The 15672-nt window shown below is 67.2% G+C and carries 12 protein-coding genes; 8 read left to right on the top strand and 4 right to left on the bottom strand.

Going from position 1 to position 15672, the window contains the following annotated elements:
* Positions 1-191 precede the first annotated feature (191 nt).
* On the top strand, positions 192-1898 hold the full coding sequence (locus MJ606_RS16095) for a lipoprotein (protein WP_243050559.1): 1707 nt from the start codon (positions 192-194) through the stop codon (positions 1896-1898).
* A gap of 43 nt (positions 1899-1941) precedes the next feature.
* Here MJ606_RS16095 and MJ606_RS16100 read toward each other — a convergent pair whose 3' ends face one another.
* Both MJ606_RS16100 and hemH read right to left on the bottom strand, forming a co-directional pair.
* Complete coding sequence (locus MJ606_RS16100; RefSeq protein ID WP_279236924.1) at positions 1942-2829, bottom strand: alpha/beta hydrolase; 888 nt, start codon at positions 2827-2829, stop codon at positions 1942-1944.
* Between the two features lie 18 nt (positions 2830-2847).
* A complete protein-coding gene (hemH, locus tag MJ606_RS16105; protein WP_243050589.1) occupies positions 2848-3903 on the bottom strand; it encodes a ferrochelatase in 1056 nt (351 codons plus the stop codon).
* A gap of 109 nt (positions 3904-4012) precedes the next feature.
* On the opposite strand from hemH, the gene MJ606_RS16110 reads away from it, so the two are divergent.
* The 5 genes from MJ606_RS16110 to MJ606_RS16130 all read left to right on the top strand — a co-directional run bounded on the left by MJ606_RS16110 (position 4013) and on the right by MJ606_RS16130 (position 6605).
* On the top strand, positions 4013-4702 hold the full coding sequence (locus tag MJ606_RS16110) for a lipid-binding SYLF domain-containing protein (protein ID WP_243050561.1): 690 nt from the start codon (positions 4013-4015) through the stop codon (positions 4700-4702).
* Positions 4703-4769: 67 nt separating this feature from the next.
* Entirely contained in the window at positions 4770-5006 is a 237-nt protein-coding gene (gene tatA, locus MJ606_RS16115; RefSeq protein WP_243050562.1) for a twin-arginine translocase TatA/TatE family subunit, read from the top strand.
* A 15-nt stretch (positions 5007-5021) separates the two neighbouring features.
* Positions 5022-5375 (top strand): Sec-independent protein translocase protein TatB, encoded by a 354-nt coding sequence (gene tatB, locus MJ606_RS16120; RefSeq protein WP_243050563.1) that lies wholly within the window; start codon positions 5022-5024, stop codon positions 5373-5375.
* Positions 5362-6129: a twin-arginine translocase subunit TatC gene (gene tatC, locus MJ606_RS16125; protein WP_243050564.1), complete on the top strand. Its 768-nt coding sequence runs from the start codon at positions 5362-5364 to the stop codon at positions 6127-6129. The genes tatB and tatC overlap by 14 nt, the downstream gene beginning before the upstream one ends.
* Entirely contained in the window at positions 6126-6605 is a 480-nt protein-coding gene (locus MJ606_RS16130; protein WP_243050565.1) for a cupin domain-containing protein, read from the top strand. Before tatC ends, MJ606_RS16130 begins: the two co-directional genes overlap by 4 nt.
* Positions 6606-6640: 35 nt before the next feature.
* Here the strand turns inward: MJ606_RS16130 and MJ606_RS16135 are convergent, their stop codons facing one another.
* Together MJ606_RS16135 and MJ606_RS16140 are read right to left on the bottom strand one after the other, a co-directional pair.
* Positions 6641-7978 (bottom strand): S41 family peptidase, encoded by a 1338-nt coding sequence (locus MJ606_RS16135; RefSeq protein WP_243050566.1) that lies wholly within the window; start codon positions 7976-7978, stop codon positions 6641-6643.
* Between the two features lie 130 nt (positions 7979-8108).
* Positions 8109-9308 (bottom strand): peptidoglycan DD-metalloendopeptidase family protein, encoded by a 1200-nt coding sequence (locus MJ606_RS16140; protein WP_243050567.1) that lies wholly within the window; start codon positions 9306-9308, stop codon positions 8109-8111.
* A gap of 384 nt (positions 9309-9692) precedes the next feature.
* On the opposite strand from MJ606_RS16140, the gene gltB reads away from it, so the two are divergent.
* Together gltB and MJ606_RS16150 are read left to right on the top strand one after the other, a co-directional pair.
* Positions 9693-14135, top strand: coding sequence for a glutamate synthase large subunit (gene gltB / locus MJ606_RS16145; RefSeq protein ID WP_243050568.1), 4443 nt, complete (start codon positions 9693-9695; stop codon positions 14133-14135).
* Complete coding sequence (locus tag MJ606_RS16150) at positions 14132-15574, top strand: FAD-dependent oxidoreductase (RefSeq protein WP_243050569.1); 1443 nt, start codon at positions 14132-14134, stop codon at positions 15572-15574. Before gltB ends, MJ606_RS16150 begins: the two co-directional genes overlap by 4 nt.
* Positions 15575-15672: the final 98 nt, after the last annotated feature.

The following is a 15672-nucleotide window of genomic DNA, read 5'->3' on the forward strand; positions in this document are numbered from 1 at the left end:
TTAGCTTCCTCTCGCCGCGGGCCTGATGAGCGTCGAATCTCAACCAGGCCGTTTTTTGCCCGTCATTCCCGCTTTCGCGGGAATGACGGCGGGCTCAAGGGGTTCGTGATGGAGATTCAACGCTCATCAGGCCCCTCAGAGTAGCGAAGCGCTCGCGCTACCATGACGCTTTCCCTTCACCGAGAAAGCCCATGCGTCGCCATCTGCTTGCCCTGAGTCTCGTTGCCGCCCTGGCCGGTTGCAGCTCGTCCCATGACAACGCGCCGGCGGCGCAAGCTCCGACGCCGGCGCCCGCCAGCACCGCGCCGGCGACACCGCCGCCGCCGTCGACCGATGCGGAAAATGCCCAGCAGCGCCTGGCCAACTACGCCACGGTCAAGCTCACCGCCGATCTCTCCGGCTTCGACGACAAGCAGAAGCAGATGATCGCGCTGCTGGTCGAGGCGGCCGATGTCACCAACGACATCTACTGGCAGCAGTCCTGGGGTGACAAGGCCGCGCTGATGGCGCGCATTCCCGACGAGGTCACCCGCCGCTTCGCCGAGATCAACTACGGCCCGTGGGATCGGCTGGACAACGACCAGCCCTTCGTCGCCGGCGTCGGCCCGCGCCCGCCTGGTGCGCAGTTCTACCCGGCCGACATGACCAAGGACGAGTTCGACCAGGCCGACCTCAAGGACAAGGCCGGCCTCTACACCCTGCTGCGCCGCGATGCGCAGGGCAAGCTGGTGACTGTGCCCTATCACCAGGCCTACCAGGCCGAGCTGGAGCGCGCCGCCGGGTTGCTGCGCCAGGCCGCTGCGTTGTCGGCGGACAAGGACTTCGCCGGCTATCTCAAGCAGCGTGCCGACGCGCTGCTCAGCGATGACTACCGGCCCAGCGATTTCGCCTGGATGTCGATGAAGAACAACCCGGTCGACATCGTGATCGGTCCCATCGAAACCTACGAAGACCAGCTCTTCGGCTACAAGGCCAGCTACGAAAGCTACGTGCTGGTGAAGGACCAGGCCTGGAGCGCCAAGCTGGCGCGCTTCGCCAAGTACCTGCCGGAACTGCAGCGCGAGCTGCCGGTGGACGACAAGTACAAGGCCGAGAAACCCGGCTCCGATGCCGACCTCAACGCCTACTTCGCCGTGTACTACGCGGGCGACGCCAACGTGGGCGCCAAGACCATCGCCATCAACCTGCCCAACGACGAGGAAGTTCAGCTGAAGAAGGGCACGCGACGCCTGCAGCTGGAGAACGTGATGCAGGCGAAGTTCGACACGATCATGCTGCCGATCGCCAAGGCGCTGATCGCCGACGACCAGCAGTCGCACCTCACCTTCGACGCCTTCTTCGAGAACACCATGTTCCACGAAGTGGCGCACGGCCTGGGGATCAAGCAGACGCTGACCGGCAAGGGCATGGTGCGCACCGCGCTGAAGGACCAGGCCTCCAGCTTCGAGGAGGGCAAGGCCGATATCCTGGGCCTGTACATGGTCACCAAGCTGGCCGACAAGGGCGAGCTGGACAAGGCCAGGCTGATGGACAACTACGTCACCTTCCTCGCCGGCATCCTGCGCTCGGTGCGTTTCGGCGCCAGCGATGCGCACGCCAAGGCCAACATGGTGCGCTTCAACTTCTTCCAGCAGCAGGGCGCGTTCTCGCGCGATGCCGCCAGTGGCCGTTACCGCGTCGACTTCGACAAGATGACCGCCGCCATGAACGCCCTGTCGGCCAAGCTGCTCACCATCCAGGGCAATGGCGACTACGCCGCCGCCAGGCAGCTCACCGACAGCATGGGCAAGGTCGACGCCACGCTGGCGGGTGACCTCAAGCGACTGGACCAGGCCGGGATCCCGGTCGACATCACCTTCGACCAGGGCCTCGACGTGCTGGGTCTCTCCAAACCCTGATCGTCGCTGGTCGGGGCGCATGGCGTGCGCCCCGACCATGAAGTCATTGGGGCAGCGGTCGCGTATCGAACTCCCTTTCCAAATGCGCGCGCGCCCAGGCGGCGACCGCTTCGGGATGTTCCAGGTGCAGGTGATGGCCGCCGCTCATCTGGCTCACCGTGATCTCGTCCACGCAAGCCGCCCGTGCCTGCATTTTCGCGGCCGGGAGGTAAGGCGTTTCCGGTTGCGCCAGCAGCAGGGCCGTGGGGGCCTCGATGCCGCGCAGCAGGGCGTGGATCTGTGCTTCCGCCAGGCGCAGCGCGGTCGGCTGGTTGAGGCGCGGATCGCTGCGCCATTGCCAGCCGTCGCCGGTGTCGCGCAGGCCGCGTTCAACGATGGGGCGGGCCTGCACGGCGGGCAGTCCGCTGGCCAGCGTGCGCGCGCTGACGGCCTGCTCGATCGAGGTGAACACACGCAGCGGGCGGCTTGGCGTGGCGGGCGCGGCCAAGGCTTCGCGAAAACGGTGCAGGGTTTGTCGACCGTCATCGCCGATGGGGCCGATGCCTTCGATCAGCAGCAATCGCTCGACCCGATCGGGCACGGCGGCGGCCACCAGCGCCGCGATGCCCGCACCCAGCGAGTGGCCCAGCAGCTGATAGCGCGACAGCCCCAGCGCATCGGTCACGCCGAGCACGCTGCGCACGTATTCGATGAAGTGATAGTGCGCGCCCGGCGGCAGATGATCCGAATGACCGTGGCCGGGCAGGTCGAGCGCCATCACCTGCCAGCGGTCGGCCAGCAACGGCGCCAATTTCGCAAAGCTGCCGGCGTTGTCCAGCCAGCCGTGCAGGGCCAGCAGCGGCGGTGCATCGGGTGCCCCCCATAGCTGCACGCTCAGGCGCAGATGCGGCAGGGCGATAACGCGTTCGATGGGCTTGGGCACGGTGCTCATCCTGTGATCACGGGCGGCTCAGGGCACGGCGGCGCATGCCTCCCAGCCCCCGGTGTGGCGCAGCACCAGTTGGGCCAGGCTTCGCACTTGGCCGGGCGTGTCGTTCAAGGCGGGGATATAGCGCAGCTCGCTGCCGCCGGCCGCGCGGAAGAAGTCGCTGTTCTGCATGGCGATTTCCTCCAGCGTTTCCAGGCAGTCGACCGCGAAGCCGGGGCAGGCCACGTCCAGCTGCTTCACCCCGGCCGCGGCCAGTTCGCGCACGGTGGCGTCGGTATACGGCCGCAGCCATTGTTCGCGTCCCACGCGCGACTGGAAGCTCACCATCAGCTGCGTCTCGTCCAACCCCAGCCGTTGGCGCAGTGCGCGGGCCGTGGCCTGGCACTGGTCCAGATAAGGATCGCCTGCGCGCACGTAGCGCTCGGGAATGCCGTGGAACGACAGCAGCAATCGCTCGCCCCGGCCATGGGCGGCCCACCAGCGCTCGATGCTGGCGGCCAGTGCCTCGATATGACCAGGATCGTCGTGATAGTCGTTGACGATGCGCAGCTCCGGCGGCCAGCGCAGCGCCTTGAGCGTATCGGCCACGGCATCGATGACCGAGCCGGTGGAGGTGGCCGAGTACTGCGGATACAGCGGCAGCACCAGCAGGCGACGCACGCCTTCACGTTGCAGCTGTTCGATCTGGTGCCGGACCGAAGGCTTGCCGTAGCGCATGGCCAGCGCCACGCGGATCGGGCGAGTGGGCTGCAGGCGCGATAGCTCACTCTGCAGTCCTGCTGCCAGCGCCTCGCTGCCCACGCGCAGCGGCGAACCCTGCGGCGTCCAGATGCGCTGATACGCATGAGCCGAGCGTGCCGGCCGCACGCGCAGGATGACGCCATGCAGGATCAGCCACCACAGCCAGCGCGGGTAGTCGATCACGCGCTGGTCGCCGAGGAATTCGGCCAGATACGGACGCACCGCCTTGGCCGTGGGGGCTTCGGGGGTGCCGAGGTTCACCAACAGCACTGCAGCCTGAACGGCTGGGTCATCGGATTCGCCGGCGGGGCCGGTATAGTCATGGCTGCGTGGCATGGTGGCGCTGGCGGGGAAGACCGCCGCAGAGTCTGCCACAAGCCACTCGTGGCGCCGCGTGCAGGGTTGCCGCAGGCCGCCCGAACCGTATCCAGTCCAGGAGTCCTCCATGATCAAAGCACCGCTACGCCATCTGATGCTCGCTATGTTGGTCCTGCTGCTGCCGGCCATGGCCGCGCATGCCGAGGATCCGCCGCTGGTGCGTGCGCAGAACTCCGTGCGCGTGCTGCGGGAGATCATGGAGGCGCCGGACAAGTCGATCCCGCAGGATCTGCTCAAGGAGGCCAAGGCCATCGCGGTGATTCCCGACCTGCTCAAGGTGGGCTTCATCTTCGGCGGTCGCCGCGGCGAAGGGCTGATCTCGGTGAAGGCTCCGGACGGCACCTGGTCCAACCCCAGCTTCATCACCATGACCGGCGGCAGCGTGGGCTTCCAGGCCGGTGCCTCGTCCACCGACGTGATCCTGGTGTTCCGCACCCAGCGCGGCGTGGACAGCATCGTCAATGGCAAATTCACCCTGGGTGCCGATGCCGCCGCTGCCGCCGGTCCGGTGGGACGCACCGCCACCGCCTCGACCGACAGCCAGTTCAAGGCCGAGATCTACTCCTACTCGCGTTCGCGCGGCCTGTTTGCCGGCGTGGCGCTGGACGGTTCGGTGCTGCGCATCGACTACGACGCCAACGAGGCCATCTACGGCGCCGGGGTGACCCCGCGGCGCATCTTCGAGGGCGGCGTCAGCAACGTGCCGGGCCCGGTGGTCGACTTCAGGGATCGTCTGGAGGAGTACACTCAGCGTTGATGTGGAGCGGCGGCGCGGGAGCGTGACAGCTTCGTTCCGTCACTTTGACGTCCTTGAGGCCTGATTCATGAGCATTACCCATCTACTCATTCTTCTCGTCATCGTCGTCCTGCTGTTTGGCACCAAGAAGCTGCGCAATATCGGCGGCGATCTGGGCGGCGCCGTGCGTGACTTCAAAAAGGGTCTGGATGGCGACGAAGCCACCAAGCCGACCGGCTCGTCGGAAGATCGCCTGCGCGCCGACCCGCCCCCGGCCAGCACCACCCAGGCCCAGAGCCCGCACGACACCACCGAACAGAAGTAACTTCGGTTACATCTCATGATCGAGATCAGCTTCGGCAAGCTGGTATTGCTCGCGCTCATCGCGCTGATCGTGCTGGGCCCGGAGAAGCTGCCGGGCGCGGCGCGTACGGCGGGCGCGCTGATGCGTCGCGTGCGTACCGGCTGGGACAGCGTGCGGGCCGAGGTGGAGCGCGAGCTGCAGGTCGAGGAGATCCGCCGCCAGGCCCGCGAGGCTGCCGAGCGTGCGCAAGCGGCCCAGGCCGAGCTGGACGCCACCCTGCGCAAGATGCAACCCACCGGCGGCGCGCCTGCGCCCGCCCCGGCGACGGAAACCGTCGCCGCCGTCACGGACGAGACGTCACCCAAGGAAATCCCGCATGGCGGCGCCTGAGCACGAAAGCCCCGAAGGCGAGAGCCTGAAGGAAGAGGGCCTGTTCTCGCACCTGATCGAATTGCGTACCCGCCTGTTGCGCGCGCTGCTCACCGTGGGGGTGGTGCTGATCGCGCTGATCCCGTTCGCCAACCGGCTGTATACGGAGCTGGCCGCGCCGCTGGTGTCGCGCCTGCCGCAAGGCGCACACCTGATCGCCACCGAAGTGGCCAGCCCGTTCGTGACGCCGCTCAAGCTGGCGTTCTACGTGGCGCTGTTCATCAGCATGCCGATGATCGTCTACCAGTTGTGGGCGTTCGTCAGCCCGGGCCTGTACCGCAACGAGAAGCGCCTGGCGCGCCCGCTGCTGGTGGCGTCGCTGGCGCTGTTCTACATGGGCTGTGCGTTCGCCTACTTCCTGGTGCTGCCGGCGGCGTTCCGCTTCCTGACGGCGGTGACGCCGCAGGGGGTGGAGATGATGACCGACATCACGCATTACCTCGACTTCGTGATGCTGATGTTCTTCGCCTTCGGCCTGTGCTTCGAGGTGCCGGTGGCGGTGGTGATTCTTGCGGCCATCGGCATCGTCAATCTCGAACAGCTGCGCAACGGCCGCCGCTACGCGATCGTGGGCGCATTTGCCATCGCTGCGTTCATCACGCCGCCCGACATCACCTCGATGATCATGCTGGCCATTCCGATGTGCCTGCTCTATGAGCTGGGCATGCTGGCCGTGCGCTGGCTGCTCAAGCCGGCCAAGGCGCAAGCCACATGAGCGATGCCGTTGCTCGCGCCCGTGAACTGAAAGAGACGCTGCAGCTGCAGCCGCACGTCGAGGGCGGCCACTATCGCCGCATCTATCCGCCCAAAGGAACATGCGACGGTACCGGCGCACGGCATGCACTGAGCGCCATCCACTATCTGCTTGAGGCCGGCGAAGTCGGCTTTTGGCATCGGGTGGATGCGGAGGAAGCCTGGCACTTCGTCGAAGGCGAGCCACTGGAGCTGCTGATCTACCATGCGGCGAGCAAGAGCCTGGAGCGTTGCTGCCTGGGGCCGCTGGCGCCGGGCGTGGCGCCGATGGTGGTAGTGCCTGCCGGTGCCTGGCAGGCGGCGCGGCCGCTCGGCCGCTACGCCCTGGTGACCTGCCTGGTGGCGCCGGCTTTCGAATACGAGGGCTTCGAGATGCTGGCGGAGGACGCGCCGCTGGCGGGACACCTCGCCGGGCTGGCACCGGAGATCGCTCTCTAACGTTCTCTCCCCAAAGGAGAGGGAACCAAAGCGGCTTAGCGCGATGCTGCCGGCAGCGTGCGATTGAGCGCCAGGCCCTTCAACACGTTCAGCGCCTGCGACAGGGCGTAATCCTGCGTCGCCAGCTTGGCGTTCTCGGCGCTGCCGTCGTTGTCGATGTCCTGGCCGGTCTTGGAATCCTCGTTGGCGAGGTGGTTGGGCAGGTCCGCTTCGGAACTGACCAGCACCGGCGCGCTGTCGGCCTTGTTCACCGCCAGGTCGGCCAGGGCGATGTCGGGCTTGATGCCTTCGGCCTGGATCGAGGTGCCGCTGGGCGTGTAGTAGCGGGCCGTGGTGATCTTCACGGCATGGTCCGCGTCCAGCGGCAGCACGGTCTGCACCACGCCCTTGCCGAAGGTGCGGCGGCCGATGATCAGCGCGCGATGGTTGTCCTTGAGGGCGCCGGACACGATCTCGGCGGCGGAGGCGGTGCCGTTGTCCACCAGCACCACCATCGGGGCGCCGTTGAGCAGGTCGCCCGGATGCGCCTCGAAACTCAGGTTGGAATCCTGCAGGCGACCGCGCGTGGTGACGATGGTGCCGCTGTCGAGGAAGTCGTCGCTGACGCCCACCGCCGCCGTGAGCAGGCCGCCGGGGTTGGAGCGCAGGTCGAGGATCGCGCCCTTTTGCGGCCCGTTCTTCTTGATCAGGTCACCCAGTTTCTTTTCCAGGTCCGGGGCGGTGTCGTCCTGGAACTGGCTGATGCGGATATAGGCGAAGCCCGGTTCGATCTCGCGCACCTTCACGCTGGTGACCGAGATCTTCTCGCGCACCAGCGGCATGTCGATCGGCTTGTCGCTTTTCTCGTGCAGGATGGTAAGGGTGACCTTGCTGCCCGGGTCGCCGCGCAGCTCCTTGAACATCTCGTCGATGTTCTCCGGTTCCACCACCTTGCCGTTGACCTTCACGATGGTGTCGCCCGGCTTGATGCCGGCACGGGCGGCGGGGGTGTCGTCGATGGGGGCGATGATGCGCAGGGTGCCGTCCACCTGCAGCACCTCGATGCCCAGGCCGCCGTACTGGCCGGTGGTGTCCTCGTTGAGTTCGTTCAGGCCGTCCTTGTCCAGGTACTCGCTGTGCGGGTCCAGCCCGCTGAGCATGCCGCTGATGGCGGCCTTCATCAGCGTCTTGTTGTCCACCGGCTCCACATAGGCCTGGCGCACGATCTCGTAGACGCGGCTGAAGTTGCGGATGTCGTCCAGGTCCAAGCGGTCCGGCACCGAAGCGGCTGCGGCGGGGGCGGCCGGCTGTTTGGCCTGCGCTGACGTGGTCTGGGCCTGCGCCAGCGGTGCCGCCAGTAGCAGGACGGCCAGGCTCAAGGTGGAAAACCGCATGGGTGGGAGACTCCGGGGAACCAGTGGGGGTGCGGGCCGGCGGTGCCAATACTGCTGCTTGGACCGCCGGATATCGCCGAAATTCAATGTCATGGGACGCAGATTAGCCTGCGACGACGCATGGCTGGCGTCAATGTTGTTTGCCCAGCCAGGTACGTGGATCGACCGGCGAGTTGTTCTGGCGCAGTTCGAAGTACACGCCGGTATTGATCCCGGTGGGCGCGCTGGCGGTGCCGACCACCTCGCCGGTGGCCACTTGGTCGCCGACCCCGTGCATCAGGGTTTCATTATTGCCGTACATGCTCATCCAGCCGTTGCCATGGCTGACGATGACCAGCATGCCGTAGCCGCGCAGGAAGGCGGCATACACCACCCGTCCGGCCGCCACCGCACGCACTTCGCTGCCGCCGGCAGCCTTGATCAGCACACCGTTGCCATAGGTGTTGACCACGCCGTTGGCGGGCCAGGGCAGGTTGCCACGGATGTTGACCAGGCCCTTGCCGGCGGGCACTACCGGCGCACTGGGGTTGGCCTTGGCGGCGCGCTCGGCCGCCTTGGCGGCTTCCTCGATGGCCTTCTGCAGCTTGTCCACCAGCTGGTTGAGCGAAGCTTCGTTCTGCTTCAGGGCGGCCAGCCGCTGGCTTTGGTCCTTGTACTGGGCGTCGGTGTCGGCCACCAGCTTGGCCTGGGCGGCGCGTTGCTGCTCCAGCGCCTTGGCCTGGGTCTCGCGCTCGGCGCGACTGGCCTGCAGGGCCTGCTGCTGGGCGGAAATCTGGGCTTCCAGGTCCTGCAGCTGGGCCAGGTCGCCCATCAGCTTCTGCACGCGCTGCACGCGGTCTTCCTGGAAATACTTGGAGTAGGCCAGCGCCTGGGCAATGCGGGCCACGTCGTCGTCGCCCATCAGCAGGCGCAGGTCCGAGCCCTGGCCCAGCGCATAGGTGGCGCGCAGCAGGTCGGCGATGGCGGCGCGCTGGCCTTCCAGGTTCTTCTGCAGCTCCGCCCGCTGCAGCTGCAGCTGCGCCAGGTCCTTCTGCTTGGCGGCCAGCTGCGCGTCGGTCTCGCGGACTGCCTTGGCGGCGCTGGCCACGGCATTGGCCTGCTTGGCCAGCTCGGCGGTGGCGCTGTCACGCTTGGCGGCAGTCTCGGCCTGCTCCTTGGCCAGCGCGTCCATCTTGCTGCGCACGTCCGACAGCTTCTTCTCGGCCTCGGCCTGCTCGGCCTTGGTCTTGCTGTCCTGCAGCGCCCAGGCGGGCAGGGCGACGATGGTGAGGGCGAGGACGCCGGCCATGGCGAGGGCGAAGGGGCGGGGGCGAAGAAGTGGTATGGGCATCGGCGGATTATCACAGAGCGTGATGATGGCGCGCGAGCCGGTGGCGTTGGCCCATGGCCCCAGGTCACATGGCCTTCAGCACGACGCCTGCTTCACGACTGGTATGCCTGTCCGTGTCCTGGCCATCACTGCCGGTGATGGATGATGTTGACCGGTGTCGCATCGGCGGCGCGATAGCGAGTGCGCGGATACACCACACACATCGCGCTGCGGTGTTGTCCTGCAGGCCAATTGCTTCCAGTTGTAACTTTCATTTGGACGTTTAGATTGCTTTGACGCGACGCACCAACTGTGTTTTAGTCGAGACCACACTTGGATACGTGACAGCGGCACCCTTGGTACCGTTGGGATTGCGTGTCTCCATCCATCGGCCTGGGAGGCAAGATGGCGCAGGCAGGTCCAGCGACGCTTTACGACGCTGCGTTCGAGCACGACAGCTGTGGTTTCGGTCTGGTCGCCCAGATCGACGGGCGCGCCAGCGCATGGGTAGTGGACACCGCGTTCAGCGCGCTGGCCAAACTTTCCCATCGCGGCGGCGTGAACGCCGACGGCATCAGTGGCGACGGCTGCGGCGTGCTCTTCCATCGTCCGCTGGATTGGTTGAAAGCGCTCGCGGCCGAAGCGGGCATCCCTGTCGGCGAGCGCTTCGCCGCGGGCGTGGTGTTTCTCGATCCGGCCGGCGGCGACGCGGCGGCGGCCACGCTGGAACACCACCTGCGCGAGCAAGGCCTGCACGTCGCCGGCTGGCGTGACGTGGCGGTGAAGGCCGAAGCCTGTGGCCCCTTGGCCGCGGCGGCCAGGCCGCGCGTGCGCCAGGTATTCGTGGAGCCGCTGGCGCTGGATGACGCCGCCTTCGAGCGCGCGTTGTTCCGCGCCCGTCGTCGCGCGGAAACTGCATTGGTGGACGATGCGCACTTCTATGTGGTGACCTTGTCCGCGCAAGTGGTGGGCTACAAGGCCATGGCGGCGCCGGGACACCTGCGCGAGGTGTTCGCCGATCTGTCGCATCCGGCCCTTATCGCCGATGCCGTGGTCTTCCATCAGCGCTTTTCCACCAACACCACGCCGCAATGGCGGCTTGCCCAGCCGTTCCGCCTGCTGGCGCACAACGGCGAGATCAACACCATCCGCGCCAACCGGCGCTGGATGCAGGCGCGCGAAACCATCCTGCATTCGCCGCTGGTGGAGCTGTCGGACATCGGCCCGCTGGTACGCCAGACCGGCTCGGATTCGGAAAGCCTCGACAACGCGCTGGAAGTGCTGCTGGCCGGCGGACTCGACCTGCTCGCCGCCATGCGCGTGCTGGTGCCGCCGGCCTTCGCCGCGCGCGAAGGCATCGATGAGGATCTCGCCGCGTTCTACGAGTACTACGCGCTGCACAGCGAGCCGTGGGATGGCCCTGCGGGCCTGGTGATGTGCGATGGCCATTACGCGGCCTGCACGCTCGACCGCAATGGCCTGCGCCCGGCACGCTGGGCCTTGTCGGCCGACCATCACCTGATTGTCGCTTCCGAAGCCGGCCTGTGGGACGTGCCTTCGTCGCAGGTGGTGGCCAAGGGGCGGCTGGCACCGGGCGAGATGATCGCGGTGGATCTGCGCCAGCATCGCCTGCTGCGCGATGCCGATATCGACGATATCAACCGCAGCCGCGCGCCCTTCCGCGACTGGCTGCGCGCGGGCGTGAGTTATCTGGAGTCGGACCTGATCGATCCTTCGCTGGCCGCCGAACCGTTGCCGGCCGATGAACTGCGCCGCTACCAGAAGCTGTATGGCCTGTCGCGCGAAGAGCGCGAGACCGTGCTCAAGGTCATCGTGGAGCTGGAGCAGGAAGCCACCGGCTCGATGGGCGATGACACCCCGGTGGCAGCCATGTCGCGCCAGGTGCGGCCGCTGTTCGACCGCTTCCGCCAGGCGTTTGCGCAGGTCACCAATCCGCCGATCGATCCGTTGCGCGAAAAGCTGGTGATGTCGCTGGTGACGCAGATCGGCGCCGAGGGCAATGTGTTCGACCTCGCGCCCGAGAATGCCAGGCAGATCCTGATCAACTCGCCGATTCTCTCGCAGCGCAAGCTGCGCCAGCTGCTGGCGTTGCCGCAGTTCGTGGGCACGCCGCGCTTCGACCTGATGTACGCGCCGGAGGAAGGCCTGGAGGCCGCGTTGCGCCGCCTGTGCCATGAAGTGGAAAAGGCGGTGCGCGAGGGTTGCGCGCTGGTGTTCCTGAGCGACCGCTACCCGCACAAGGACCAGTTGCCCATCCATTCGCTGCTGGCGGTGGGCGCGGTGCATGCGCACCTGATCGATCACGCGCTGCGATGTCAATGCAACATCATCGTGGAAACGGCGACGCCGCGTGACCCCCACCAGTTCGCCTGCCTGATCGGTTTCGGCGCCACCGCCATCTATCCGTGGCTGGCCTATCAAAGTCTGTTCGAGCTGGGTCGCGAAGGCCATATCGCCAGCGATCGTTTCGAGATCGGCCGCAGCTACCGGCGCGGCATCCGCAAGGGCCTGCTGAAGATCCTTTCCAAGATGGGCATCTCCACCGTGGCGGGTTATCGCGGTGCGCAGCTGTTCGAAATCGTGGGGCTGGCACCGGAAGTGGTGTCGCTGTGCTTCCCCGGCACCCCCTCGCGCATTGGCGGCGCGGGTTTCGCCGAACTGGAACACGACCAGCGCCTGCTGGCGGCCGAGGCCTGGAACGAGGCGCTGCCGCTGCGCGCGGGCGGCCTGTACAAGTTCGTGTACGGTGGCGAATACCACATGTACAACCCGGACGTGATCAGCAGCCTGCAGAAGGCCGTGCGCACGGGCAGCGTGGCCGACTATCGCGCCTACGCCAACTTCGTCGATCACCGTCCGCCCTCGGCGTTGCGCGACCTGCTGTCGCCGCGTCCGCTGGGCGAGCCGCTGCCGATCGATGAGGTGGAATCGGCGCAAAGCATCCTGCGCCGCTTCGATTCGGCCGGCATGTCGCTGGGCGCGCTGTCGCCCGAAGCGCACGAGGCGCTGGCCATCGCCATGAACCGGCTCGGCGCGCGCAGCAACTCCGGCGAAGGCGGCGAAGACCCGGCGCGCTACGGCACCGAGAAGACCTCCAAGATCAAGCAGGTCGCCTCCGGCCGTTTCGGCGTCACGCCGGCCTACCTGGTCAATGCCGAAGTGCTGCAGATCAAGATCGCGCAGGGCGCCAAGCCCGGCGAGGGCGGCCAGTTGCCGGGCCACAAGGTGGACAGCACCATCGCGCGGCTGCGTTATGCCAAGCCGGGCATCGGCCTGATCTCGCCGCCGCCGCATCACGACATCTATTCCATCGAAGACCTCGCCGAGCTGATCCACGACCTCAAGGAAGTGAACCCCACCGCGCTGGTGTCGGTGAAGCTGGTCAGCCATGCCGGCGTCGGCACCGTGGCGGCGGGCGTGGTGAAGGCCGGCGCCGATCTCATCACGGTGAGCGGCCATGACGGCGGCACCGGCGCCAGTCCGCTTACCTCGATCAAGTACGCTGGCACGCCGTGGGAGCTGGGCCTGGCCGAGACGCAGCAGACGCTGCGCCGCAACGACCTGCGCGGCCGCGTGCGCCTGCAGACCGACGGTGGCCTGAAGACCGGCCTGGATGTGATCAAGGCGGCGCTGCTGGGTGCGGAAAGCTTCGGCTTCGGCACCGGCCCGATGGTGGCGCTGGGTTGCAAGTACCTGCGCATCTGCCATCTCAACAACTGCGCCACCGGCGTGGCCACGCAGCATGCAGTGTTGCGCAAGGAGCATTTCATCGGCCTGCCGGAAATGGTGATGAACTATTTCGGTTTCGTCGCCGAGGACGTGCGTGCGCATCTGGCACGGCTGGGTGCGCGCAGCCTGGATGACATCATCGGTCGTGCCGACCTGCTTGAGCAGCTCGACGGCACCACGCCGGCGCAGCACAAGCTGGACCTGCAGCCGCTGCTCGGCGACGGCGCCCTGGGTTCCGATGTCGACTTTGCCTGCACGCTGGCGCGCAACCCCATGCGTGACGACGCGGCGCTGGCCACCCGCATCGACGCGGCCACGCGCGATGCGGTCAACCATCGCCTGGGCGGCGAGTTCGCCTTCGATATCGCCAATACGGATCGTGCGATCGGCGCACGCCTTTCCGGCGAAGTGGCGCGCCGGTATGGCGACCACGGCATGGACCAGCATCCCATCGTGCTCAAGCTCACCGGCGCGGCCGGGCAGAGCCTGGGCGCGTGGAATGCGGGCGGCGTGCATATCGATCTTACCGGCGAGGCCAACGATGGCGTGGGCAAGGGCATGGCCGGCGGACGCATCGTGGTGCGTCCGCCGGCGGACTCGCCGTTCGCCAGCCAGGATGCGGCCATCATCGGCAACACCTGCCTGTACGGCGCCACCGACGGCGAGCTGTTTGCCGCGGGCCGCGCAGGCGAACGCTTCGCCGTGCGCAACTCCGGCGCGCTGGCGGTGGTGGAAGGCGCGGGCGATCACTGCTGCGAATACATGACCGGTGGCGTGGTGGCCGTGCTGGGCAAGGTGGGCCTCAACTTCGGCGCGGGCATGACCGGCGGCTTTGCCTATGTGCTTGACGTGGAGCGCACCTTCGTAGACTGCTACAACCACGAGCTGGTGGACATCCTGCGCATCTCGCCCGAGGGCATGGAGCATTACATGCAGCATCTGCGTGGCCTGGTCGAACGCCACGTGGCATTCACCGGCAGCGAATGGGGCCGTCATATCCTGCACGACTTCCGTGGCCTGCAGTACAAGTTCTGGCTGGTGAAACCCAAGGCGGCAAGCCTGGCGGCACTGGCCGAGGAACTGAGGAGCGCGGCATGAGCGGCAAGGATTTCCAATTCCTCAACGTGCAGCGACAGACGCCGCGCACGGTGCCGGTGTCCATCCGCGTGCTGGGCTACGGCGAAATCGCCGGCGATTTCGGCGGCGCGCAGGCGGGCACCCAGGCGGAGCGCTGCATCGATTGCGGCAACCCGTACTGCGAGCACGCCTGCCCAGTGCACAACTACATCCCCAACTGGCTGAAGCTGGTGCAGGAGGGTCGCCTGATGGAGGCGGCCACGTTGATGCACGAGACCAACCCATTGCCCGAAATCTGCGGCCGCGTGTGCCCGCAGGATCGCCTGTGCGAAGGCGCATGCACGCTGGAACAGACCGCGTTCGGCGCGGTGACCATCGGCAGCATCGAGCGCTGGGTGACAGACGAGGCCCTGCGCCAGGGCTGGCGGCCCGATCTTTCCGCCGTGCGCGAAACCGGCCAGCGGGTGGCCATCGTGGGGGCGGGTCCCGCCGGTCTGTCCTGTGCGGATCGGCTGCGCCGCGCCGGCATCGCCGCCGATGTCTACGACAGCCAGGGCGAGATCGGCGGCCTGCTCACCTTCGGCATTCCCCCGTTCAAGCTGGACAAGGGCGTGGTGCGCACGCGCCGCGAATTGCTCGAAGGCATGGGCGTGCGCTTCCTGCTGAATCGCGAAGTGGGGCGCGACATCGAATTCGGCCAGTTGCTGGACGACTACGACGCGGTGTTCGTCGGTACCGGCGCCTATACCTATGTCGATGCGCAGCTGCCGGGACGCGAGCTGCATGGCGTGCATGACGCGCTGCCGTTCCTGATCGGCAACACCGAGCGGCTGCTGCGCGACGAGGCTACGCCGTCGGCCTTCGATTTCCGCAGCAAGCATGTGGTGGTGCTGGGCGGCGGCGATACCGGCATGGACTGCAACCGCACCGCCATCCGCCTGGGCGCGGCCAGCGTCACCTGCGTGTATCGCCGCGACGAAGCCAACATGCCCGGCTCCGCGCGCGAGGTGAACTACAGCCGCGAGGAAGGCGTGACCTTCCTGTTCCAGCGCCAGCCGCTGGAGATCCTCGGCGGCGCGCGCGGCAATGTGCGCGGCGTGCGCGTGGTGGAGACGGCGCTGGTCGACGACGGCTCCGGCCGCCTGCGTCCGCAGAACGTGGCGGGCACCGAGTATGTGATCGATGCCGACGTGGTGATCCAGTCGTTCGGCTTCCTGCCCAGTCCGCCGGACTGGCTGCGTACGCATGGCGTGGTGCTGGATCGCGGCGGCCGCATCGTCACCGGCGCGAATGGCGCGCTGCCACACCAGACCAGCCATCCGCGCATCTTCGCCGGCGGCGACAACGTGCGCGGCGCCGATCTGGTGGTGCGTGCGGTGTATGACGGCCGCGAGGCGGCCGGCTCCATCGTGCAGATGCTGCAGCAGGTGGACGCCCCCGCGCTGGCGCACGCCTGGTGACGCGCGCGGGGTGATCCCATCACCCCGCGTTCCCGCAGCTGCGGTAGCGTCGCGGCCCCCATGTCGTGCACACTCTGATGACGCCGCGGTCGGACCAA

It is taken from the genome of Dyella sp. RRB7 (genome assembly GCF_022761115.1).
GTDB lineage: Bacteria > Pseudomonadota > Gammaproteobacteria > Xanthomonadales > Rhodanobacteraceae > Dyella.

Coding starts and splice junctions, on each gene's coding strand:
- MJ606_RS16095 (WP_243050559.1), top strand. CDS start 192: ATGCGTCGCCATCTGCTTGCCCTGAGTCTCGTTGCCGCCCTGGCCGGT.
- MJ606_RS16100 (WP_279236924.1), bottom strand. CDS start 2,829: ATGAGCACCGTGCCCAAGCCCATCGAACGCGTTATCGCCCTGCCGCAT.
- hemH (WP_243050589.1), bottom strand. CDS start 3,903: ATGCCACGCAGCCATGACTATACCGGCCCCGCCGGCGAATCCGATGAC.
- MJ606_RS16110 (WP_243050561.1), top strand. CDS start 4,013: ATGATCAAAGCACCGCTACGCCATCTGATGCTCGCTATGTTGGTCCTG.
- tatA (WP_243050562.1), top strand. CDS start 4,770: ATGAGCATTACCCATCTACTCATTCTTCTCGTCATCGTCGTCCTGCTG.
- tatB (WP_243050563.1), top strand. CDS start 5,022: ATGATCGAGATCAGCTTCGGCAAGCTGGTATTGCTCGCGCTCATCGCG.
- tatC (WP_243050564.1), top strand. CDS start 5,362: ATGGCGGCGCCTGAGCACGAAAGCCCCGAAGGCGAGAGCCTGAAGGAA.
- MJ606_RS16130 (WP_243050565.1), top strand. CDS start 6,126: ATGAGCGATGCCGTTGCTCGCGCCCGTGAACTGAAAGAGACGCTGCAG.
- MJ606_RS16135 (WP_243050566.1), bottom strand. CDS start 7,978: ATGCGGTTTTCCACCTTGAGCCTGGCCGTCCTGCTACTGGCGGCACCG.
- MJ606_RS16140 (WP_243050567.1), bottom strand. CDS start 9,308: ATGCCCATACCACTTCTTCGCCCCCGCCCCTTCGCCCTCGCCATGGCC.
- gltB (WP_243050568.1), top strand. CDS start 9,693: ATGGCGCAGGCAGGTCCAGCGACGCTTTACGACGCTGCGTTCGAGCAC.
- MJ606_RS16150 (WP_243050569.1), top strand. CDS start 14,132: ATGAGCGGCAAGGATTTCCAATTCCTCAACGTGCAGCGACAGACGCCG.